Raw genomic sequence first — 20,257 nt, 5'->3', positions numbered from 1 at the left:
GACGGTCAACATCCTTTGGGTCTCTTTTTTCCTTTCTGCAGCTTTTTAATGACAGTATACTCGACAAATCCCGGACAGACAACGCTGTCAGCAATCAGTCATTTATAGCTAGCAGAAACATCAGGGAGTGACGCAGATTATTTTTTATATTTTAACGAAAAAAATGAAGCAGAGCACATACTCCTTCCAGAAATCATTATATTAAAAGGGAAAGTCGTTAAAGCCGGCTCCAGATGGTTTTTAAAAGCAGCAGAGGGTGGAGAACTCAATTCAATCATTCCAGAACAGTTTCTTCCTATAAATGCTGTTCACAAATATTTATAGTAAAAATGATTAAAAGTGTTTTCGGCAGTTCTGTTGACTCCTTTGCAAAGTGAGATAAAATGGGGAAAAGAGAACGAAAGAAAGGAAGCATTTATAATGGAAGAAAAACTTACGCACGCTATCCAGCTAATTGAACAAGGCCAGCATGAAGAAGGGTTGAAGAAAACAGAAGCCCTGGAAAAAACAGCGGATGACGAAACAAAAAGGACCATTGCTGAACTTTATTTTGAACTCGGCCTTGTAGATAAGTCTTTAACTATCATTGAGCAACTGATGTTTCAGTATCCTGATCATGGTGAACTTTTTGCTTTTGCAGCGGAATGTTACAGTGAATTAGGAAAAGAGGACGAAGCAATCGAGATGCTTACTGAGATTAAGAACGGAGATCCTGCTTATGTCCAGGCGCAGCTGCTGTTAGCTGACCTGTATGAATCTCAAGGGCTCGAAGAAGTGGCTGAACAAAAGCTTATTGACGCCTTAAAAAGCGAACCGGAAGAAGCAGTCCTTCAGTTCGGATTAGGAGAGTTTTACTTAAACCGGGGAGACTATCAGCAGGCCATTTCGTATTATAAAAAAGCAATTCACAATGGCAGCCTTCCCGAAGACTTGCCTATACAGCCTGAACTCAAACTGGCTGAAGCCTACAGTGCGACCGGAGAATTTGAAGATGCCTTAGCCTATTACCGGGAAGGGCTTGAAGATGAGGAAACGCCGGATGGGTTATTTGGATTCGGTTTTACTGCATTGCAGATTGAAGACTATGAAACAGCTGTATCGGCGTTCACCAGGCTGGTTGAAATGGACCCGGATTATACAACAGTTTACAGTTATCTGGCTAAAGCTTATATTGCCCAAAAGAAACTTGGGGAAGCGATGGAAGTACTTGAAGAAGGCATCAAGAAAGATGAATTTAATGAAGACCTTTATCTTGAATTGGCGAAACTTCAGTTTTCTAAAGGGAAACATGAAGAAGGGAAGACTTTTCTGGAAAAAGTTATCGCTTTGAACCCGTCGAATGTTTCGGCTGTTAAAGAGCTGCTTGTCTATTTTAATAATGAAGAAGATTATGAGGCAATTTTGGATTTATTAACTTTCCTTGATGACTTTGGGGAGTTCGATCCGTTATTTGAAAAGTTTCGTGCAAAAGCCCTGTTTGAAGAAGATAATGTCCTGGAAGCTGCAGAATCTTATCAAGTGGCCCTTGATTCTTTATCAAAAGATGAAGTGCTTGTTGAAGAAGCGTCAATGGCTTTTTTGGCAGCCGGTAAAAAGAAACAGGCTATCACTTTATTGGAAGAGCTTCTGTTAATGCAGCCTCACCGGTTTGATATCGAAGAGCGGCTGGTTGAGCTGAAAAGCCCAAATGAATAAGATTTTTTTTAGGTTCAGTACATCCAGTAATAAAAGTAAATAAAAATAAGATATTTAAGCAGGATTATTCGAATAATTGGAGAATAGTTATTATATTAAGAAAAGTCTCAGTCAAATGTTTAAGTTTTCTGTCCCCGGTATTAAAATTAAAGGGAGGGGTCGTGGTGAATAATCCAGTTCCAGTCATTGATAAGCGGGATTTCTTAAAGTGGTTTTTAGAAACCTATCAGCTGAAGCGGCGGGAGTGTGCCTGGTTACTGAACTTCCTTATGAGTGACGATATTTTAATGGAGAGAGTTCACTTTGTAGAGCAGGCGGAAAGTTGTCCAAAAGCTTTAATGATTTCGGCAAATGACGTTGATCAAGTGCCCTTCGCGTTTCATAAAAATCAACATGTCACAATGGATGCGGAAAAATCATTTCACGACATAAGGCTCAATCGCAATGAGGATATTTATATCCAGTTGAATTTTAAGGATAAACAGACAGTGCCTCAATACATGGCAGTTTTGGAAGAAAACCCTTATTTACCTGTTAATAAAGAAGAGGAAAATTTAAACAGTTTATTGGCAGAAATGGTTTTGGAAGAATCGCTCAGAGTCTCCCGGGTTAAAAATCTTGAGAAAGAAATTGACCAGGCACTTGTGAGCGGAGATGAAACTACTTTTCTTAATTTGGCTAAAAAATATTCTGAATTAAAAGCCCTGGAAGAATAGGGCTTTTCTTTTGCATTTAGTATCATCTATTTGCGGAAATCAGTTAAATTGAAGGAGTGTTACCATTTATGAGATGGACACAGGCTCATATAAAAACTTACCAGCAGGCTAGAGAATACGTGGATACAGCTATTATTCCGCTGATTCCTCTTCAATGGGGAAAATCAGAAAAGCAGATAATTACTATGGGGGAATTTACGGGATACCTTTCTGAATCTTTAGAAAAACAGTTTACCGGGCGTGTTTTTTTATTGCCTTCTTTTACATATTTAATCTCAGAAAATATGGAAGAAAGAGTAGAGCGCTTAAAAGCCTGGGACAATCATTTTTACCAGGAAGGGTTTAAATATATTATCTATGTTACTTCAGACGCAGATTGGAAAGCGGCAGAGAAAAAGCTCCCAGATGAACTTCTTTGGATGCCTGCTTCCTCTCCTGACTCTTTCGAGGCCAGCCAGTTCAAACGTCTCATAGAACAGCAGGTAGAGCAAATTATGCCTATTTTTACAGCAAAGTGGCAAAGTGAACCGCTTTCAAGAGAAAACTAGGATACTATTCTTCTAAAACGATTTGAGTGATTTTTTATTGACACAGCCTGTTTTAGTGGGCTATTATAATACTGTCTTAGTATGTTTTTTGTGTGTGAAATTTGTGTGAAGAACTGGAAGTGAGGAGGGAAGGTCGTGAGTAACGAGAAAAGACACCGGGTATCCAGACGTCAATTCTTAACCTATACATTAACTGGCGTGGGTGGATTTATGGCAGCTGGTATGCTGAGTCCCATGGTCAGAATGGCACTTGATCCTGCCTTGGAAGCGGGTGCAGATTCTGAATTTATATCCATAGGTATAAGTGAAGACGAATTGACAGATGAGCCGCAGCGGGTTGATTTCCAGGTGGAGCTGGAAGATGGGTGGTATACGTCGGAACAAGCGAGATCTGCATGGATTTATAAAGAGGGCGACGAGATTATCGCTCTGTCTCCAATCTGTACACATTTAGGCTGTACGGTTAACTGGGATTCAAATGAAAATCACCCGGAACAGTTTTACTGTCCTTGTCATGATGGACGTTTCGAACGGGATGGAACAAATATTGAAGGTACGCCACCGACGCGACCGTTGGACATTTATGATGTGGAAGTCCGCGACGGAGCGATTTATCTGGGACAAATTAATCAGCGCAGTTAATAAAGGGGGCGTAAGGAATGTTACAGAAATTATATGACTGGGTGGATGAACGGTTGGATATTACCCCGATGTGGCGTGATATTGCTGACCATGAAGTGCCTGAACACGTCAATCCGGCTCATCATTTCTCAGCTTTTGTTTATTGTTTTGGCGGATTGACATTTTTTGTAGTAGTTATTCAGATTTTATCCGGAATGTTTTTAACGATGTATTATGTGCCGGATATTATTCATGCTTATGAGTCAGTCTATTACTTACAAAATGAAGTCACACACGGCATGATCGTGAGGGGTATGCACCATTGGGGTGCCAGTCTGGTTATTGTCATGATGTTTCTTCATACATTAAGGGTTTTCTTTACAGGGTCTTATAAAAAACCCCGGGAATTGAACTGGGTAGTCGGGGTCTTGTTATTCTTTGTTATTTTAGGACTTGGTTTTACAGGATATCTCCTCCCTTGGGATATGAAAGCTTATTTTGCAACAGTAGTAGGACTTGAAATTGCAGAGAGCGCACCTGTAATAGGTGGTTTCGCTAGAACGTTGTTAGCTGGTGGAGAACTTATTGGGGCACAGACACTGGCACGGTTCTTTGCGATTCATGTATTCTTCCTGCCTGGAGCTTTATTAGGTTTGTTAGGCGCTCACTTTTATATGATTCGTAAGCAAGGAATTTCCGGTCCATTGTAAGAATGGCGCTGGAGATGAAAAGGAGGAAAAGCTATGCATCGCGGGAAAGGGATGAAGTTCGTAGGAGATTCACGTGTCCCTGCTGAACGGAAACCGAACGTACCAAAGGATTATTCAGAATATCCGGGAAAAACAGAAGCATTCTGGCCGAACTTTTTGCTTCGCGAATGGATGGTTGGGGCTGTTTTTCTCATAGGGTTTTTAGTTTTAACTGTAGCTCATCCTGCTCCTTTAGAAAGGGTCGCGGATCCTACAGATTCTGGTTACATACCGTTACCAGACTGGTATTTCTTATTTTTATACCAGCTTTTAAAGTATGAGTTTGCTGCGGGACCATATACGGTTATGGGAGCCGTAGTTATTCCCGGTGTTGCCTTCGGGGCTCTGCTCCTCGTTCCCTGGCTTGACAGCGGAAAAGAAAGGCGTCCTCTCAAGAGACCTATTGCCAGCGGTTTAATGTTATTAGGGGTCGCATCAATCATTTTCCTTACTTGGGAATCAGTCGATGACCATGATTGGGAAGCTGCTGCCCAGCAAGGTGAAATTGTCGACGACGTGGAAGTTGATGAATCGGCAGAAGGTTATGAAATCTACCAGAGCCAGGAATCGTGTATCGGCTGTCACGGCGGGGATATGTTAGGCGGCGCTGCCGGACCAAACGTCTTTGAGAGCGATTATGATACTGAAGAAGTTATTGATATTATCCAAAATGGGCTTGGAGAAATGCCTGGAGGCCAATTTGAAGGTTCTGATGAAGAACTGGAAACAATGGCCGCATTCATCGCTAACGACGGCCAGGAGCCGGACAACGGAAACGGCGGCGGAGATGATGAGGATAATAACGAAGAGAATGAAGAAGATTAATAAATAATTCTGAAGCTGACTGATAACTTTCAGTCAGCTTTTTTAAAAGGAAGAGATGCTGATGGTTTCTTACTTTTTAAATTTAATCGGCCAACGGTGGTTCCTGGCGCTTTTACTTATAATTAATGTTTTTGGCACAATCTACGGGTATATATGGTATGCGGATCAGCTCGCCGGCACCCCTCCTGTATTTCTGATCTTCGTGCCGGACAGCCCGACCGCCAGCCTGTTTTTCTGTTTTGTGCTTGCGGCTTTTCTATTTGGAAAAAACATTCCTTTGATTGAAGCATTTGCTGCAGTGACACTTCTTAAGTATGGTATCTGGGCTGTTGCTATGATTTTAGCTGCAGCGGCTGCTGGTACACCTATCGGGATATTAAATTACATGCTGATTGCCTCTCATTTAGGAATGGCTGTGCAGGGTTTGCTTTATACTCCTTATTACCGGATTAAACCTTGGCATTTAACAGTCGTCGCAGTATGGACACTCCATAATGATGTTATTGACTACATATACGATATGCATCCTTGGGTTGCTTCATCTTTACAGCCTTATATCCAGGAAATTGCTTATTTCACTTTTTGGCTGAGTATTTTTTCTTTGCTGACCGTTTACTTATTGAATAAAAATTTTAATAATAGACGTATTTATAGCTGAACACGCAAGTGAATTCTTTCCTCTTTTTCGGTCTACTCTTGTCCCTCTATTCATAGAATGAATTATGAATAAGAGGAGGGACAGGCATGATGACAGGATGGTGGAAATTAGTAACCTGTGCGCTTATTATCTTTTTCTCCTTCAGCGGAACAAATGAGGGACATGCTGAAGGTAAGGAGGGCTGGTCTGAGTTAAATCGGTCGAGTGATACGATCTTACAATATGTGAAAGAGCAGCATTATGAAGAGGCAGCAAACATTATGGAAACTTTTTCTGAAAAATTTCTGAAAGTGAGTGCGGCGGAACAAGGTTTATCTATGAGAGAGATGCAGACTATTACTTCCGCTTACGATGATACTTTATCAGCTGTTAAAAGCGCCTCTATGCCTCACGAAGAACGGGTAATGAAAACATATAAACTGAGGCTGCTAATGGATGTTTATGCAGATAGCTATGAACCATTGTGGCAAAAAATGAAAGATCCTCTCTTCAATGAGTTACATGGGATGAGAATGTCTATAGAAGAAAACGGGAACCCTTATACACAGCAGACTGACGTCTTTTTAGCCTACTATGGCACAGTGGAACCTGCCTGGAGTGTAGCTTTAGAAGCTTCCCAATACCAGAAGATCAATTCTCAAATGCAGTTTTTAAGAAAAATGGCAGCCGGAGAACCGTCAAAGAAAGATTGGGAACGTCATATGGACGTTCTGGAAGAAGCTTTAATTGAAATATTTGAAGGGAAGATGGAAGATGAGGTTACAGACCCGTCCTTTTACTGGCTTATAATTACTGTCAGCGGAGCCGTTTTCAGCTGTCTTACTTATGCGGGATGGAAGAAATACCGCGCAAATAAAGCAGAAATATTAAGAAATTCCTTAAAAAGAAATAGAGGGCAATAACCGAGTCATCTCAATTGACACTAAATGGCGGGTTGGATAAAATTATATATAATAAAAGAAGAATATATTATAGGAGGAATTACATCATGTTTGAAACATTCGGCGGCTTTTTACTTTATTTTGCTATTTTGATGCTCATTCCAATGTGGGCAGGGTCAAGAGTAAAAAGCACTTATCGGAAATATTCACAAGTCGCGTCTTCCTCAGGCATGAGCGGTGCGGAAGTAGCGCGTAAAATATTAAGCGACAACGGTTTGTACGATGTGTCTGTAGAGCCTGTAAAGGGACAGTTAACCGATCACTATGATCCCCGGAAAAAAGTAGTACGGCTGTCAGAGCACAATTATTACGGCAATTCTATTGCTGGAGCGGCTGTAGCAGCTCACGAAGTTGGACACGCTATCCAGGATGCTGAAGAGTACAGCTTCCTAAAGTTCAGGTCCGCCCTGGTGCCTGTAGCAAGCTTCGGGTCAAATATTTCTATCTTTTTAATTATTGGCGGCATGCTTCTCACTATTACTGAAATGTTTTTAGCTGGAATCGTCCTTATGTCTTTCGCTGTTCTTTTCCAGCTTGTCACTCTTCCTGTGGAATTTAATGCCTCGAGCAGGGCAATGGATCAGGTTGTCTCTCTTGGAGTGATAAGGAACGATGAAGAACGTGAAACTAAAAAAGTGCTAAACGCTGCAGCTTTGACTTATGTAGCCGCTGCATTAGTAGCAGTAGCTGAGCTTATCCGTTTTATTATGATGTATGTGATGATGAACAACGATTAATTAAAGCAAGAGGCTGGGACAAAAGAATAGTAATCATAAAGAAAGCCGAACAAATCTTATGATTTTTGTTCGGCTTTTCGCTTTTGTACTTAATAAACTCTGATAAATAGTAATGGCAGTGATTTCAGTCCGTCAGGCGGACGCTTGCCCAGGGGCTTGTCCTTTTAATCTGCCGGTTCACTCTTGGCGAAGGCTTACACCACAGGCATTAGTGCAACATCGTCGCAGGGATCTTCGGCTAACCCCTTCACGTCCTGTGAAAACGCCGAAGTCATCACATCCGTGTGGAAGTTCGCTGTGTTTTCTTTACCCGAGGGCTTGTCTTCAACTAACTTTCCCGAAGAACTGCTTCGGGAAAGTGGATTTTCAGACTTCGCTCATCCTCTGGGTTTCCTCGCCTTCGTTCATTGGAAAAATAATGTATTTAGCGGTGCATTAATTTACAGACCGTTAAACTGGATCTTCAGACTTACCCCCGGTGGCGTCGCCGCCTTCTGTCCTTCAATAAAAAAGCTGAGGCTATTTAATATGTGGTAAAACTAAAAGTGCCCCATGTTATAAAATTATTGTTCGTCATTTACAAACTTGTCTTTAGTTTTGTCCCGGCCTCATTTATTTCTAAAATCTTTAATGCAGGCTGCTTCTTCAAAATACACTCGCTTGTTTCCTGCGCTGCTTCGCTCCTCCGGGTTTTATTCTTACATAACCCTTATAATTCAATTGGTTTCTTATTTTCATCAAGTGTAAATCCTTCACCAATTACATCTTGTACGTCAGCCAATGTCACAAATGCATGAGGATCCACTTTTGAAATTAAGTTTTTTAACCTGACCATCTCATTTCTTCCGACTACACAATATAACACTTCACGGTCATCGCCTGTGAAGCTGCCTCTTCCTTTTAAGATGGTAGCACCGCGGTCCATTTCTTCTAATATAGCTGAGGCGATAACCGGGGCGTGTTCTGAGATGATCATGGCAGCCTTGCCGGAATAGGCTCCCTGCTGCATAAAGTCAATCACTTTTGCAGCAACAAAAACAGCGAGAAGAGTGTACATAGCTTCCCGATAGTTGAGATAAACTAATGAAGATGTAATGACAGCGGCGTCAAAAACAAACATCGTTCGTCCCATACTCCACCCGAAATACTTAAAACCGAGCTTCGCAATAATGTCGACTCCCCCTGTGGTTCCGCCAAACCTGAAGACAATGCCTAATCCCGCCCCAATAAAAACACCGGCAAATAGAGCAGCCAGTGTCATATCGTCATCTAAAGGCATAGCAAAAAACTTATAACGCTGAAAAAGCCAAAGGAAGACGGATACTGCAAGTGTGCCAATGAGAGTATAAATAAAAGCATTCCGGCCAAGAATTCTCCATCCTATAATGAATAAAGGAATATTTAACACAAGATTCGAATAGGCAGGGTCAATATTTAAAATAAAGTATAAAATAAGAGTAATGCCGGTAAATCCGCCATCAGCCAGGTTATTTTCCATATTAAAATAAACAAGGCCGAAAGACATAATGGCCGTTCCCAATAAAATAAAAAAGATATTTTTAAAATGGATTTTAGAAATCAAAGCTCACACCTCCTTAAATGTTCAGACTGCTACATTATAAGGAATTTTTTCAGTCCCGCCAATGGGGGTTTCCTATTTTTCTACGTTTTTATATTAATAACTTTTCCGAAAGCTCTTTTTAGGGAATAAAACATTTGTCAAAAACGATCGTTTTCGCTACGATAATCGTGTAGCCTTTTGAACTTGTGAGAAAGGATCGTGAGGAAATAGATGAGCAGTAAAACAATTGAGGAAATGCAGAAGGAAGTGGACACATACATATCGCAATTCAAAGAAGGATATTTTTCGCCTTTGGCAATGATGGCGAGGCTGACTGAAGAAATGGGCGAACTGGCCAGGGAAGTTAATCACTACTATGGTGAAAAGCCTAAAAAGCAGTCCGAAGAAGAGAAGACGATGGAACAGGAAATTGGAGACGTTCTGTTTGTAATTATCTGTCTAGCTAATTCTCTGGATATAGATATGGAGGAAGCTTTCGGGCTGGTGATGGAAAAATTCAAAACGAGAGATAATGACCGCTGGACAAGAATAGATAAAACGGAGGAATAAATATGATTAATATAGTTATAGCAGGACCTAGAGGAAATATGGGAAGAGAAGCAGTAAAAATGGTGGAGAGAGAATCAGAATTTAAATTGCAGGCGGTGGTTGACCGCAGGAATAATGGACTTAATATGAAAGACGTAGAAGGTATGGAAGATCTGGATGTGCCTATTTTTGAAGATATGTCGGAATGCTTTCAGCAAGTGGCCTGCGATGTGCTTATTGATTTGACGAGCCCGGAAACTGGTAAAAAGCATATGCTCACTGCTTTTGACTATGGCGTTCGTCCGGTCGTTGGAACTACGGGATTTACAGACGAAGACATTAAGGAGCTTTCTGAAATAGCAGAAGAGAAAGAACTTGGCGCCCTTATCGCTCCTAATTTTGCAATTGGAGCCGTGTTGCTTATGAAATTTTCCCAAATGGCTGCAAAATACTTATCTGATATTGAGATTATAGAACAGCATCACGACCGTAAACTTGATGCCCCGTCAGGCACGGCTGTTAAAACGGCCCAGATGATTTCAGATGTGAGGGAACCAAAAAAACAAGGTCATCCCGACGAAAAAGAACAGCTGTCAGGAGCGCGGGGGGCAGAGTATGAAGGAATGCGCATTCATAGTGTGCGACTGCCGGGGCTTGTCGCTCACCAGGAGGTTATTTTTGGAGGAGAGGGCCAATCTTTAAAACTTCGCCATGACTCATTTAATAGAGCCTCTTTTATGCCCGGTGTCAAACTGGCGTGTGAAACAGTAATGAATTTAAGCGGGCTCGTTTACGGACTTGACCAGATCGTTGATTGATAACCAATTAGGAGGTATTCTTTAATGAATATAGCGTTTATAGCTCATGACAAGAAAAAAGACGATCTTGTCAAATTTGCCATAGCTTATGAGGAAGTGCTGAAAGACCATCGCCTGTATTCAACTGGCACGACAGGAAAAAGAATTATGGCAGAGACAAAACTTGATATTCACCGGTTCAAATCAGGACCTTTGGGCGGAGACCAGCAGATTGGCTCCATGATTGCAGAAAACGAGATGGATCTCGTAATTTTCTTTAAAGACCCACTTACTGCCCAGCCCCATGAACCGGATATCACTGCTTTAATCAGGCTCTGTGATGTTTACACCATTCCTTTAGCCACTAATATGGCTACAGCTGAAATTCTGCTTTCAGGTTTGCAAAGAGGCGAATTTACGTGGCGGGAAATTGAGAAGGAGCAGGGGAATGATACATAAAGACAGAGTGGACATTCTGGCTGTTGGGGCTCATCCTGATGACGTGGAAATAGGAATGGGCGGCACCATTGCGAAATACAGGGCACAAGGAAAGAATATCCGCCTGGTGCATTTAACTGAAGCTGAATTGTCTTCTAATGGAACAGTGGAATCCAGGCAAAAAGAGGCCAAACTGGCATGCGAGACTTTAGGAGTTCCGAAGCCGGTGCAACTCCAGTTTCCAGACAGACAGCTTCTTTCCTGCCGCCAGGAGGCAATTGAAGAACTGGTGAAGCTTATTCGCAGATTTAAACCTAAACTCCTGTTTGCTCCTTATCATGAAGACCGCCATCCCGACCATGGCCATTGCGGTGAATTAGTAAAAGAAGCTTTTTTTTCAGCCGGTATTAAAAAATATTTAGAAGGAGAAACGGAAGAAGCTTTCCGTCCTTCTGCTTTGTACTTTTATCAGATCAACGGCCTGTCAGCACCTGATTTCCTAATAGATATTACGGAATTCAGAGATACAAAATATGCAGCTTTACATTGCTTTAAAAGCCAGTTTTTTCCCCGGACAGGCACAGTCCAGACCCCTTTGAACAGTGGGTTCCTGGAAAACCTGCAGGCAAGAGAACGTCTATTGGGAGAGGAAGCAGGCATCAGCGCAGCAGAAGGCTTTTTCAGTGAAAAGCCTGTGCTTATCAGGGAGTTATTAGGAGATTGATATGACATATAAAATTGGCATTACATGCTACCCGACTGTTGGTGGTTCGGGAGTAGTAGCAACGGAATTAGGGAAAGCACTGGCAGAAAAAGGCCATGAGGTGCATTTTATAACCTCAAGTCTCCCGTTCAGGCTTGATGAACAAAAATCAAATATTTTCTTTCATGAAGTAGAAGTTAATCAGTACTCAGTCTTCAGATATCCGCCGTATGATCTTGCGCTGGCAAGCAAAATGGCTGATGTAATTAAAAGAGAGGGACTGGATCTTCTCCATGTGCATTACGCGATCCCCCATGCGATCAGCGCTTACTTAGCAAAAGAAATGGTTGAGCATGAGGTGAAAGTCGTAACGACTCTTCATGGAACGGACATTACTGTATTGGGTTATGACCCTTCCCTTTCAGATATGATCAGGTTCGGTATAGAGAAATCCGATGTGGTTACCGCTGTATCCGATAGTTTAATTACCCAGACTAAAGATCTCCTGCGTATCGATAAACCGATAGAAACAGTTTATAATTTTGTGGATCACCGTATTTATTATCCAAGGGTGTGCAATGATTTAAGAGAAGACCTGAAAATTAAAGAGAACCAAAAAGTCATTTCCCACGTGTCGAATTTCAGAAAAGTTAAGCGTGTCCAGGATGTAGTAAAAACGTTTAATATCATTCGCCGCCAGAAAGATGCGGTCTTGCTTCTCATAGGGGAAGGCCCGGAACTGCCGGTAATTTGTGACTTAGTTAACGAGTTAGGTCTTAAAGAGCATGTCCGCTTTCTTGGAAACCAGAAGCGAGTGGCTGACTTGCTTTCAATGAGTGATCTAAAACTTCTTTTATCTGAAAAAGAAAGTTTCGGACTCGTTATTCTTGAAGCGATGGCTTGCGGCGTACCTGTCATAGGAACAGATATTGGAGGTATTCCTGAAGTAATAGAACACGGAAAAAGCGGATATATCAGCAGGCTTGGTGATTTGGAAGAGGCAGCAGAATATGCTGTACATTTATTAGATCACCCTGAAATCCAGAAAAGAATGGCTGAAGCGGCTGTAAAAAGGGCAGTCGAAACGTTTCACCGGGACAGAATCGTTTCAGATTATGAAACTATTTATGACAAAGCACTGAAAAAGCGGGGATAATATGACTTGGGAAGAAGCGGGAAAGTATGTGCTTACCGTATTGACGGAAGCTGGGTTTGAAAGTTATATAGTCGGAGGGGCTGTCAGAGATGAGTACCTGTCAAATCCGGTTCATGATGTTGATATTTCTACGGAGGCAAAGACTGGAGATATTCAGTCGGTATTTCCCCGGACGATTGATGTAGGTATACAGCACGGGACAGTCCTTGTGCCTGTAAAGGGTAAACCGGTGGAAGTAAGCACATTTAAAGGCAAGACAATTAGAGAGGATTTAAGGAATAGGGATTTTACTTGTAATTCAATGGCCAAAACGCTGCAAGGGGATATCATTGACCCCTTCGGCGGGCAGGAAGACATAGATAATAAGAGGCTGCGGACAATTGAAAACAGCAGTGCTCCGTTCCTTGAAGATCCACTCAGGCTGCTGAGGGCTCTCAGGTTTGCTCTTCAGCTTGGATTTAAGATAGATAAAGAGACTCAGGATCATATGGACGACCTGGCTGAATTAATATTAAACCCCGCTGCTGAACGAGTCGCCTCGGAAACAGAAAAAATGAGCCAGACCAATTTATCGGGTATAGACTGGAACTGGCTCCTGAAACAGCGGGTTTTCCAACAGCTCCCATTTGTCTTGAAAAATGCGGAAGTGCATTCCAGTTTGAGGTCTTTGAACAAACCTCTCTTTATAAAGGATCTTCTGACATGGTGGTCTGTTGCTCTTTATAATAACGCCCCGGAAAGCGCTAAGGCAGGACTGTCTTACTATAAAAGGTCAAACCGCCTCACAAAAGATGTCATCACAATTCATTCTAAAGTTCACCAGTTCTTTTCAGACGGGTGGAGCCTTTACGATATATATGTGCTTGGCGAACAACGGCTGGATATTGCTATTCTACTTGTCAAACTGGTTAAACCTGGAACGATAACAGCGGATAAATGGCACGAGGTTTTTAAAGACTTACCGGTAAAAAATAAAAGTGAATTAGCGGTAACCGGGAGGGACCTTATAGCACAGTTCCCGGCATTGTCCGGATGGGAGATTGGCCGGTGGCTTAAAAGCATAGAGAAAGCGGTTGTGGAAGGGGCTGTCGCTAATGAAAAAAAAGCAGTACTTGCCTGGGCAGAAAAGGAGTTAAACAGATGAAAGGGAAAGTTCTAAAACTATTAAGACAGAATGACAGCGCATTTTTATCCGGTGAAAAGATCAGTAACGAGCTTAATTGCAGCAGAACTGCTGTATGGAAGCATATTAAAGCTCTCAGGGACGAAGGATACGACATTATAGCTGTGCAAAACAAAGGTTATCAATTAACTAAGAGTGCTTATCTGCTGAGTGAACATGATATTTACTCAAGAATTAAAAAGAACGATCTTTTTGAAAATGTAGTTTACCATAATTCTGTTACGTCAACTCAAACAGTCGCCCAGCAGCTTGCAAATGAGGGCGTGAGTGAAGGAACTGTGGTGGTAGCAGATGAGCAGACTGGAGGGAAGGGCCGTCTTGGCAGAGTTTGGGACTCAGAAAAAGGATCAGGAGTGTGGATGAGCCTGGTTTTAAAGCCGCAAATTGATTTCCGGAAAGCTCCTCAGTTAACTTTACTCACTGCAGTAGCCGTGACACGGGCAATTGAAAGTGTTTCCGGTTTGCCCTTGTCCATAAAATGGCCTAATGACCTGTTAGTCAACGGGAAAAAGCTATGCGGGATTTTAACAGAAATGCAGGCGGATCCTGACAGAGTGCAGTCAGTGATTATCGGGATTGGTCTCAATGTTAACCATGGCGCATTCCCTGAGGACCTTAGTGAGATTGCCACTTCCATGAATATAGAAGCAGGGAAGCCGTTTAACCGGGCAGAGGTGATTGCTGCCATTCTCAACGAATTTTCCTGGCTTTACAGGACCTATCTCTCTCAAGGGTTTTCCCTCATAAAGCCTCTCTGGGAAGCGCATGCAGTGTCTATAGGGAAAAAAATCGTTGCAAGAAGTACGGCGGGAACAACTGAAGGCTATGCTTTAGGAATTGACGGTGAAGGCGTCCTTTTACTACAGGACAATCAAGGAGAGACTCACCGTATTTATTCGGCAGATATAGAGCTTAAATAAATGTCACATTTTTTCTGATAATTTGCTATAATTAGAGACGGACAGTATCCTTGAGGAACTGTACCAGTTTAAAAATCGAGTAGACAATAGTCTGCCTTGATCCGGAGACGGACGGGGACAGAGGGTTAAACAGATGAAGGAAAATACAGGAGTTGCAGCTGAATGATGTTTCAGTGTCTTTTCGTATTTTTCTTAAAAAGGATTAGCAGTCCAAACCTTCTTTCCTTGCTGGAGAAGGTTTTATTTGCGTTTTAGCCCCTTTTTCGTCCTTTCAATGAAAGGAGTCAGGAAATGAAAACAACGACAGATTTTAAAAAAATGAAAAGCAGTGGTGAGCCTGTTGTTATGATAACTGCCTATGACGCACCTTCAGCAAAGTTAGCTGAACAGGCAGCTGTCGACGTGATTCTCGTAGGGGATTCATTAGGCATGGTCGTGCTTGGCTATGAATCTACCGTTCCAGTGACGATGGACGATATGGTTCATCACACGAAAGCAGTGAAAAGAGGAGCAACTGATACATTTGTGGTGGTGGATATGCCATTTTTATCCTACCATGCTGGCATAGAAGAAACATTTGCAAACGCACGGAGGCTGATTCAGGAAGGCGGCGCCCATGCTGTGAAGCTCGAAGGAAACGGACCGGTTATAGAGAAGACATCGCTTTTAGTCCAGGCAGGAGTACCTGTCGTTTCCCACCTTGGACTTACGCCGCAAGCTGTCGGTGTACTCGGCGGATATTCTGTTCAGGGAAAAGAAGCGGCAGAGGCTGAACAGCTGCTCAGAGATGCGGCTGCTCTTGAAGAAGCCGGGGCTTGTCTCCTCGTTCTTGAATGTGTACCTGAAGCTCTGGCAGAGACAGTGGCCAAGTCATTAACTATTCCGGTTATTGGAATTGGCGGAGGCCGTTACACGGACGGACAAGTGCTTGTTTACCATGACATTATTGGTTATCATAGCGGGCATATGCCAAAATTCGTTAAACAATATACTAATATAAATGAAATTATTGAACAATCTCTTGTTCAATTCAGAGAAGACGTAAAGAGTCGGTCTTTCCCGGAGAAGAAACACGTCTTTAAGCCTGTTGAACGGGATGCGATAGAGCTTTACGGGGGTAGAGGAGCAAATGATTGAAATAAATAGAATCAGTGAGTTGAAAGACTATTTGAAAAGTGAAAAGAAAAAAGGGAAAACCGTTGGATTCGTTCCTACAATGGGGTTCCTGCATGAAGGTCATCTAAAACTCGTTGAAAAAGCAAAAGAAGGTACAGACATTACAGTGATGAGCATTTTTGTCAATCCTCTTCAGTTCGGAGAAGGAGAAGACTTTGAAGATTATCCCAGGGATCATGATAGAGATAAGAGGCTGGCTGAAGCTCACGGAGTAGATGTGCTCTTTTACCCGCATATATCAGAAATGTATCCGGGGCCTATGAGCGCTACGTTAACAGTCCATGAAGGGACGGAGGTTCTTTGCGGGGCGAGCCGGCCCGGCCATTTCGATGGTGTAGCAACTGTTGTGATGAAACTGTTTCAAGCGGTGAATCCTGACTATGCTTATTTCGGAATGAAAGACGCACAGCAGGTTGCCGTAATAAAACGTATGGTTTCAGATTATCATATGGATGTAAGGGTCGTACCTGTAGATATTGTAAGGGAAGAAGATGGTCTCGCTAAAAGCTCCAGAAATGTTAATTTAACTGAAAGTGAAAGAGAGGAAGCACCCCAAATTTATAAAACATTGAAAGAGGCAGTCACAAAGGCATTAAGCGGGGAGTTTCAGTTTTCACATGAACTGGAATCCTGGACACGCAGCAAGCTCGAAAAAAGAATCTCAGGGAAGATTGATTATGTTTCAGTGTACCGTTTTCCCGAACTTACGACGCTTTCAAGGCTTGAAGGTGATGTTATACTGGCTGTTGCTGTCTTTTATAGCGGTGCGAGATTAATAGATAATCAGACATGGAGACAAGGTGAAATGGAAGGGGAAAATTAAATGTACAGGGAAATGATGAGCGGGAAAATTCACCGGGCAACGGTAACAGAAGCTGACTTAAATTACGTAGGCAGTATCACGATAGACCAGGATCTGCTAGATGCGACAGGAATGATGGAAAATGAAAAAGTGCAAGTTGTAAACAATAATAATGGCGCAAGGCTGGAGACGTATATTATTTCCGGACCGCGCGGTTCAAAAACAATTTGTTTAAATGGTGCGGCAGCAAGGCTTGTTCAGCCAGGAGACAAAGTAATAATTATTTCTTACAAATGGCTGGAAGAAAAAGAATGTCTTACACACGAACCTAAAGTGGCTATTCTGGACGAAGCAAATAATATTATTGAGATGATGGGCACCGAACCGGCAGCTACCTATCGCTGAACCGGCAGATTAAGCAAACACTCATCCTTCAGAATACAAGCGGGTGCGGTTCGAATAAATCAACTTAATTTAAAAAGAATGGCTCTCTTTAAGTGAGGGCCATTCCTTTTTTATCTGAGTTTTGTCACTGGTTCTGTTTATTTATGGAGATGGACAGATTTATCATTTATATTTAGGTGAATCCTCCACCCTCACATGCTACAATAAGTGAGATGCTTTATTTTTTGATGAAGAAGGAAGGTAATGTTATGAACCGTTTTGTTGTCCTTGATGTGGAAACGACAGGGGTGTCTTTTTCGCGGGGGGACAGGATTATTCAACTCGCTTATTCAGTAGTGGAAAATGAGCAAATTATTCACCGCTATTCCACTTACATAAATCCGGAGCGCTCTATACCTCCATTTATTAAGTCTCTGACTAATATACACGAGAAGCATGTGTCAGAAGCGCCTGTGTTTTCTGAAATTGCTCCTGGCCTGCTTGAAGAATTAGAAGGAGCTTATTTTGTTGCCCACAATGTCGAATTTGATTTGAATTTTATAAATGATGAACTGGTTAATGCAGGTTACGTGCCTTTTGAAGGACCAGTTATTGATACAGTTGAGCTTTCCAGGATTGCCTTTCCTACTCAGGACAGTTTTAAACTGTCTCAGCTGACTGAAAGTTTTGAGATGGACCATTTTGAACCACACCGGGCAGACAGCGATGCAGAAGCTACAGCTTTACTGTTAATAGAAATCTTTCAAAGGCTGTCGGCTCTTCCGCTTCTCACGCTGCAGCAACTAGAAAAGCTGCAAGGCCGGTTAAAGAGTGATACAGGGTCTATATTGCGGGAATGGATTGAGCTCAGTAAATCTTCCCCTGAGGACTTTCCAGAGATAGACGCCTTTAGAGGTCTTGCAGTTAAGGAACCGGCTGGTTATTCAGGAGAAGAAACTGCAGGTTCCATCCCTGAATCTGTGACTGATTTTCTTCACTCGACACTGGAAAATGTAAGTTTTATGAAAGAAAAGATCCCTTCATATGAACGCAGGGAAGGGCAAATGGACATGATTAAGTTTATTGATGACGTTTTTAAGAATGATAGTATAGGATTAATTGAAGCTGGAACAGGAACAGGAAAAACACTCGGTTATTTAATACCTGCGGCTCTTTATTCACGTACAGAAAGTGGTCCGGTAGTGATCAGCACAGAAACTGTCCAGTTACAGGATCAGATTGTTTCAAAAGAACTTCCTGCTTTGCAGCAGCTTCTGCCTTTTAAGATCAAAGCTGCTCTGCTTAAAGGCCGATCCCATTATTTATGTCTGCAGAAATTTGAAAACATTTTAATGAATGATCCTATAGATTCTTATGACAGAACATTATCGAAAGCTCAAATACTAGTCTGGTTAACCGAAACAGATACCGGGGATGTAGAAGAGCTGAGTCTGGCATCAGGAAATTCCCGCTTCTGGGAAGAAGTTGCAAGTGACCCGAGATCCTGTTCCACACCTCAGTGTCCATGGTTCAGCCGCTGTTTTTACCAAAGAGCAAGAAAGCAGTCTAAGAAAGCAGATCTCATTATAACCAATCATTCGCTTCTTTTTACTGATATGGCGGCCGAACATCAGATACTTCCTTCCTATTCAACTCTGATCGTTGATGAAGCGCATCATTTGGAAGATTCAGCGACACGACAGTTTGGAGGGAAACTGGATTATTTGACAATGACTCAGCTTCTTAATGATTTAGTTAGAGAGAAAGAGGGATGGGTGCCGGAAAACATCTGGCGGCTGATGGGGCCCGGATTAAAGGAAATAAGCAAGGAGTTCTTTGAATTATCCGGTCAGTTTAAACAGGAGTGGAACGATTTATTTCTGTTGTTAAATCAGTATGCCGGTAAAGGAATGGCTGGCAAAAATGAAACCGGCAGACTATCGAAAATTATAAATTCAGCCGACAAGTTCTGGGACACAGTACGGGAGACAGCTGGAAGGTGCGACAATTTATTTAAAGCTCTTCTTAAAAAGCTTAATCACATCATCAGGGAGACGGATTTACTGCTCGAAGACAAAGAAACTTCAGATCATCACCAGCGGGAAGCTGAATGGATGGCAGCTTTGTTATTTAAAATTGAAGAACAGTACCTCTCTTTTCATGAACTCATTCTAAATCATGAAGACTCTTCGGTTTACTGGCTTGAGCTTGAAACGAAGGGCCCTAAGCAGTCTATAGCTGTACATGGTTCACCTATTCAGATAGCTGATAAACTTGCAGACAATTTCTTTGCTAAAAAAGACAGAGTTATTTTGACGTCTGCTACGTTAACAGTCAATAATCAGTTCAAATATATGATCCACAGGCTTGGCCTGGAAGACTTTCAAGTGGAGACAAAACAGGTGGACTCTCCTTTTTCCTGGGATAAACAAGTGTCTTTTATGGTTCCAGAAGATATGCCTTTAATTCAGGAAGCAGGCGAGGAAGCTTATATTGAAGCAGCGGCTCTGCAAATATACCGCATAGCTCATGTCACCAAGGGGAAAATGCTTGTTCTGTTTACTTCCTATGATATGCTTCGGAAAACGTATTTCCAATTAAAAAAAATGCTGGATGAGTCATTTATGCTCATCGCACAAGGAATTCAAACAAAAAGCAGATCTAAACTCACTAAAAATTTTCAGCAATTTGAACAGGCCATTCTGTTCGGAACAAGCAGCTTCTGGGAAGGAGTAGATATACCCGGGAGTGATTTGAGTGCTATTGTTATGGCCCGTCTGCCGTTCAGCCCGCCGAATGACCCGGTATTTAAAAAGCGTTCGGATACCCTGAAAGAAGAAGGCCACTCTCCTTTCATGAAACTGGCTCTGCCGCAGGCTGTGATCCGTTTTAAACAAGGTTTTGGAAGATTGATTCGAAGCTCAACGGACCGTGGAATAGTCGTTGTTCTGGACAGAAGACTAACAACTACCCGGTACGGCAAATCGTTTACCCGTTCTCTTCCGGATATTCCTATGATTGAAGAGCCTATGAGTGAGATGGAGGAGAGAATTGCCGATTGGTTTAACCAGCCTTTAATTGATAAATAAGGAGTGAGG

The 20,257-nt window shown here is 42.2% G+C and carries 21 protein-coding genes; 20 read left to right on the top strand and 1 reads right to left on the bottom strand.

What is annotated here, in order from left to right; genetic code table 11:
- Positions 1-420: 420 nt before the first annotated feature.
- The 9 genes from K8O68_RS06955 to K8O68_RS06915 all read left to right on the top strand — a co-directional run bounded on the left by K8O68_RS06955 (position 421) and on the right by K8O68_RS06915 (position 7,490).
- Entirely contained in the window at positions 421-1,695 is a 1,275-nt protein-coding gene (locus K8O68_RS06955; protein ID WP_230896200.1) for a tetratricopeptide repeat protein, read from the top strand.
- 164 nt (positions 1,696-1,859) lie between these two features.
- The gene (locus K8O68_RS06950) at positions 1,860-2,411 is read left to right on the top strand and encodes a ReoY family proteolytic degradation factor (RefSeq protein ID WP_230896199.1); all 552 of its coding nucleotides are present in this window, start codon (positions 1,860-1,862) and stop codon (positions 2,409-2,411) included.
- A 68-nt stretch (positions 2,412-2,479) separates the two neighbouring features.
- On the top strand, positions 2,480-2,959 hold the full coding sequence (locus K8O68_RS06945; RefSeq protein WP_230896198.1) for a YpiF family protein: 480 nt from the start codon (positions 2,480-2,482) through the stop codon (positions 2,957-2,959).
- Between the two features lie 135 nt (positions 2,960-3,094).
- Entirely contained in the window at positions 3,095-3,601 is a 507-nt protein-coding gene (locus tag K8O68_RS06940; RefSeq protein ID WP_230896197.1) for a QcrA and Rieske domain-containing protein, read from the top strand.
- A 17-nt stretch (positions 3,602-3,618) separates the two neighbouring features.
- Entirely contained in the window at positions 3,619-4,290 is a 672-nt protein-coding gene (gene qcrB, locus K8O68_RS06935; RefSeq protein ID WP_093047113.1) for a menaquinol-cytochrome c reductase cytochrome b subunit, read from the top strand.
- 33 nt (positions 4,291-4,323) lie between these two features.
- Positions 4,324-5,154 carry a menaquinol-cytochrome c reductase cytochrome b/c subunit gene (locus tag K8O68_RS06930; protein ID WP_230896196.1) on the top strand — a complete coding sequence of 277 codons (831 nt, stop codon included), beginning with the start codon at positions 4,324-4,326 and terminating at the stop codon, positions 5,152-5,154.
- A 61-nt stretch (positions 5,155-5,215) separates the two neighbouring features.
- The gene (gene lhaT, locus K8O68_RS06925) at positions 5,216-5,812 is read left to right on the top strand and encodes a lipoprotein heptaprenylglyceryl N-acetyltransferase LhaT (protein WP_230896195.1); all 597 of its coding nucleotides are present in this window, start codon (positions 5,216-5,218) and stop codon (positions 5,810-5,812) included.
- Between the two features lie 86 nt (positions 5,813-5,898).
- Entirely contained in the window at positions 5,899-6,714 is an 816-nt protein-coding gene (locus K8O68_RS06920; RefSeq protein WP_230896194.1) for a sporulation protein YpjB, read from the top strand.
- An 86-nt stretch (positions 6,715-6,800) separates the two neighbouring features.
- A complete protein-coding gene (locus tag K8O68_RS06915) occupies positions 6,801-7,490 on the top strand; it encodes a zinc metallopeptidase (RefSeq protein ID WP_230896193.1) in 690 nt (229 codons plus the stop codon).
- 709 nt (positions 7,491-8,199) lie between these two features.
- Here the strand turns inward: K8O68_RS06915 and K8O68_RS06910 are convergent.
- Positions 8,200-9,072: a YitT family protein gene (locus K8O68_RS06910; RefSeq protein WP_255717058.1), complete on the bottom strand. Its 873-nt coding sequence runs from the start codon at positions 9,070-9,072 to the stop codon at positions 8,200-8,202.
- Between the two features lie 210 nt (positions 9,073-9,282).
- Here K8O68_RS06910 and K8O68_RS06905 point away from each other — a divergent pair, with 210 nt between their 5' ends.
- From K8O68_RS06905 to dinG, 11 genes are all read left to right on the top strand, one after another.
- Complete coding sequence (locus tag K8O68_RS06905) at positions 9,283-9,621, top strand: nucleotide pyrophosphohydrolase (RefSeq protein ID WP_230896192.1); 339 nt, start codon at positions 9,283-9,285, stop codon at positions 9,619-9,621.
- A 2-nt stretch (positions 9,622-9,623) separates the two neighbouring features.
- Positions 9,624-10,418 (top strand): 4-hydroxy-tetrahydrodipicolinate reductase, encoded by a 795-nt coding sequence (gene dapB / locus K8O68_RS06900; RefSeq protein ID WP_230896191.1) that lies wholly within the window; start codon positions 9,624-9,626, stop codon positions 10,416-10,418.
- Between the two features lie 24 nt (positions 10,419-10,442).
- The gene (locus K8O68_RS06895; RefSeq protein ID WP_230896190.1) at positions 10,443-10,856 is read left to right on the top strand and encodes a methylglyoxal synthase; all 414 of its coding nucleotides are present in this window, start codon (positions 10,443-10,445) and stop codon (positions 10,854-10,856) included.
- Positions 10,846-11,559 (top strand): bacillithiol biosynthesis deacetylase BshB1, encoded by a 714-nt coding sequence (gene bshB1 / locus K8O68_RS06890; protein WP_230896189.1) that lies wholly within the window; start codon positions 10,846-10,848, stop codon positions 11,557-11,559. Before K8O68_RS06895 ends, bshB1 begins: the two co-directional genes overlap by 11 nt.
- Before the next feature lies 1 nt (position 11,560).
- Positions 11,561-12,694 (top strand): N-acetyl-alpha-D-glucosaminyl L-malate synthase BshA, encoded by a 1,134-nt coding sequence (gene bshA, locus K8O68_RS06885; RefSeq protein WP_230896188.1) that lies wholly within the window; start codon positions 11,561-11,563, stop codon positions 12,692-12,694.
- A gap of 1 nt (position 12,695) precedes the next feature.
- Positions 12,696-13,838 (top strand): CCA tRNA nucleotidyltransferase, encoded by a 1,143-nt coding sequence (locus K8O68_RS06880; protein WP_230896187.1) that lies wholly within the window; start codon positions 12,696-12,698, stop codon positions 13,836-13,838.
- On the top strand, positions 13,835-14,797 hold the full coding sequence (locus K8O68_RS06875; RefSeq protein ID WP_230896186.1) for a biotin--[acetyl-CoA-carboxylase] ligase: 963 nt from the start codon (positions 13,835-13,837) through the stop codon (positions 14,795-14,797). Before K8O68_RS06880 ends, K8O68_RS06875 begins: the two co-directional genes overlap by 4 nt.
- Positions 14,798-15,088: 291 nt before the next feature.
- The gene (gene panB, locus K8O68_RS06870; protein WP_230896185.1) at positions 15,089-15,934 is read left to right on the top strand and encodes a 3-methyl-2-oxobutanoate hydroxymethyltransferase; all 846 of its coding nucleotides are present in this window, start codon (positions 15,089-15,091) and stop codon (positions 15,932-15,934) included.
- A complete protein-coding gene (gene panC / locus K8O68_RS06865) occupies positions 15,927-16,796 on the top strand; it encodes a pantoate--beta-alanine ligase (protein ID WP_230896184.1) in 870 nt (289 codons plus the stop codon). Before panB ends, panC begins: the two co-directional genes overlap by 8 nt.
- A complete protein-coding gene (gene panD, locus K8O68_RS06860; protein ID WP_230896183.1) occupies positions 16,797-17,180 on the top strand; it encodes an aspartate 1-decarboxylase in 384 nt (127 codons plus the stop codon).
- A gap of 248 nt (positions 17,181-17,428) precedes the next feature.
- Positions 17,429-20,248, top strand: a complete 2,820-nt coding sequence (gene dinG / locus K8O68_RS06855; protein ID WP_230896182.1) for an ATP-dependent DNA helicase DinG — start codon at positions 17,429-17,431, stop codon at positions 20,246-20,248.
- Positions 20,249-20,257 lie beyond the last annotated feature (9 nt).

The sequence above is a fragment of the Salipaludibacillus sp. CUR1 genome (genome assembly GCF_021028955.1).
GTDB lineage: Bacteria > Bacillota > Bacilli > Bacillales > Salisediminibacteriaceae > Salipaludibacillus.
The sequence above is the reverse complement of the archived record's forward strand: the minus strand, read 5'-3'. Positions and strand labels throughout refer to the sequence as shown.

Excerpts from the sequence above, each read along its gene's own strand:
- K8O68_RS06930 (WP_230896196.1), top strand. The coding sequence starts at position 4,324 with ATGCATCGCGGGAAAGGGATGAAGTTCGTAGGAGATTCACGTGTCCCT.
- K8O68_RS06945 (WP_230896198.1), top strand. The coding sequence starts at position 2,480 with ATGAGATGGACACAGGCTCATATAAAAACTTACCAGCAGGCTAGAGAA.
- dinG (WP_230896182.1), top strand. The coding sequence starts at position 17,429 with ATGAACCGTTTTGTTGTCCTTGATGTGGAAACGACAGGGGTGTCTTTT.
- K8O68_RS06880 (WP_230896187.1), top strand. The coding sequence starts at position 12,696 with ATGACTTGGGAAGAAGCGGGAAAGTATGTGCTTACCGTATTGACGGAA.
- qcrB (WP_093047113.1), top strand. The coding sequence starts at position 3,619 with ATGTTACAGAAATTATATGACTGGGTGGATGAACGGTTGGATATTACC.
- lhaT (WP_230896195.1), top strand. The coding sequence starts at position 5,216 with ATGGTTTCTTACTTTTTAAATTTAATCGGCCAACGGTGGTTCCTGGCG.
- K8O68_RS06895 (WP_230896190.1), top strand. The coding sequence starts at position 10,443 with ATGAATATAGCGTTTATAGCTCATGACAAGAAAAAAGACGATCTTGTC.
- bshB1 (WP_230896189.1), top strand. The coding sequence starts at position 10,846 with ATGATACATAAAGACAGAGTGGACATTCTGGCTGTTGGGGCTCATCCT.
- panC (WP_230896184.1), top strand. The coding sequence starts at position 15,927 with ATGATTGAAATAAATAGAATCAGTGAGTTGAAAGACTATTTGAAAAGT.
- panB (WP_230896185.1), top strand. The coding sequence starts at position 15,089 with ATGAAAACAACGACAGATTTTAAAAAAATGAAAAGCAGTGGTGAGCCT.
- K8O68_RS06920 (WP_230896194.1), top strand. The coding sequence starts at position 5,899 with ATGATGACAGGATGGTGGAAATTAGTAACCTGTGCGCTTATTATCTTT.
- dapB (WP_230896191.1), top strand. The coding sequence starts at position 9,624 with ATGATTAATATAGTTATAGCAGGACCTAGAGGAAATATGGGAAGAGAA.
- K8O68_RS06955 (WP_230896200.1), top strand. The coding sequence starts at position 421 with ATGGAAGAAAAACTTACGCACGCTATCCAGCTAATTGAACAAGGCCAG.
- K8O68_RS06905 (WP_230896192.1), top strand. The coding sequence starts at position 9,283 with ATGAGCAGTAAAACAATTGAGGAAATGCAGAAGGAAGTGGACACATAC.
- K8O68_RS06915 (WP_230896193.1), top strand. The coding sequence starts at position 6,801 with ATGTTTGAAACATTCGGCGGCTTTTTACTTTATTTTGCTATTTTGATG.
- panD (WP_230896183.1), top strand. The coding sequence starts at position 16,797 with ATGTACAGGGAAATGATGAGCGGGAAAATTCACCGGGCAACGGTAACA.
- K8O68_RS06875 (WP_230896186.1), top strand. The coding sequence starts at position 13,835 with ATGAAAGGGAAAGTTCTAAAACTATTAAGACAGAATGACAGCGCATTT.
- bshA (WP_230896188.1), top strand. The coding sequence starts at position 11,561 with ATGACATATAAAATTGGCATTACATGCTACCCGACTGTTGGTGGTTCG.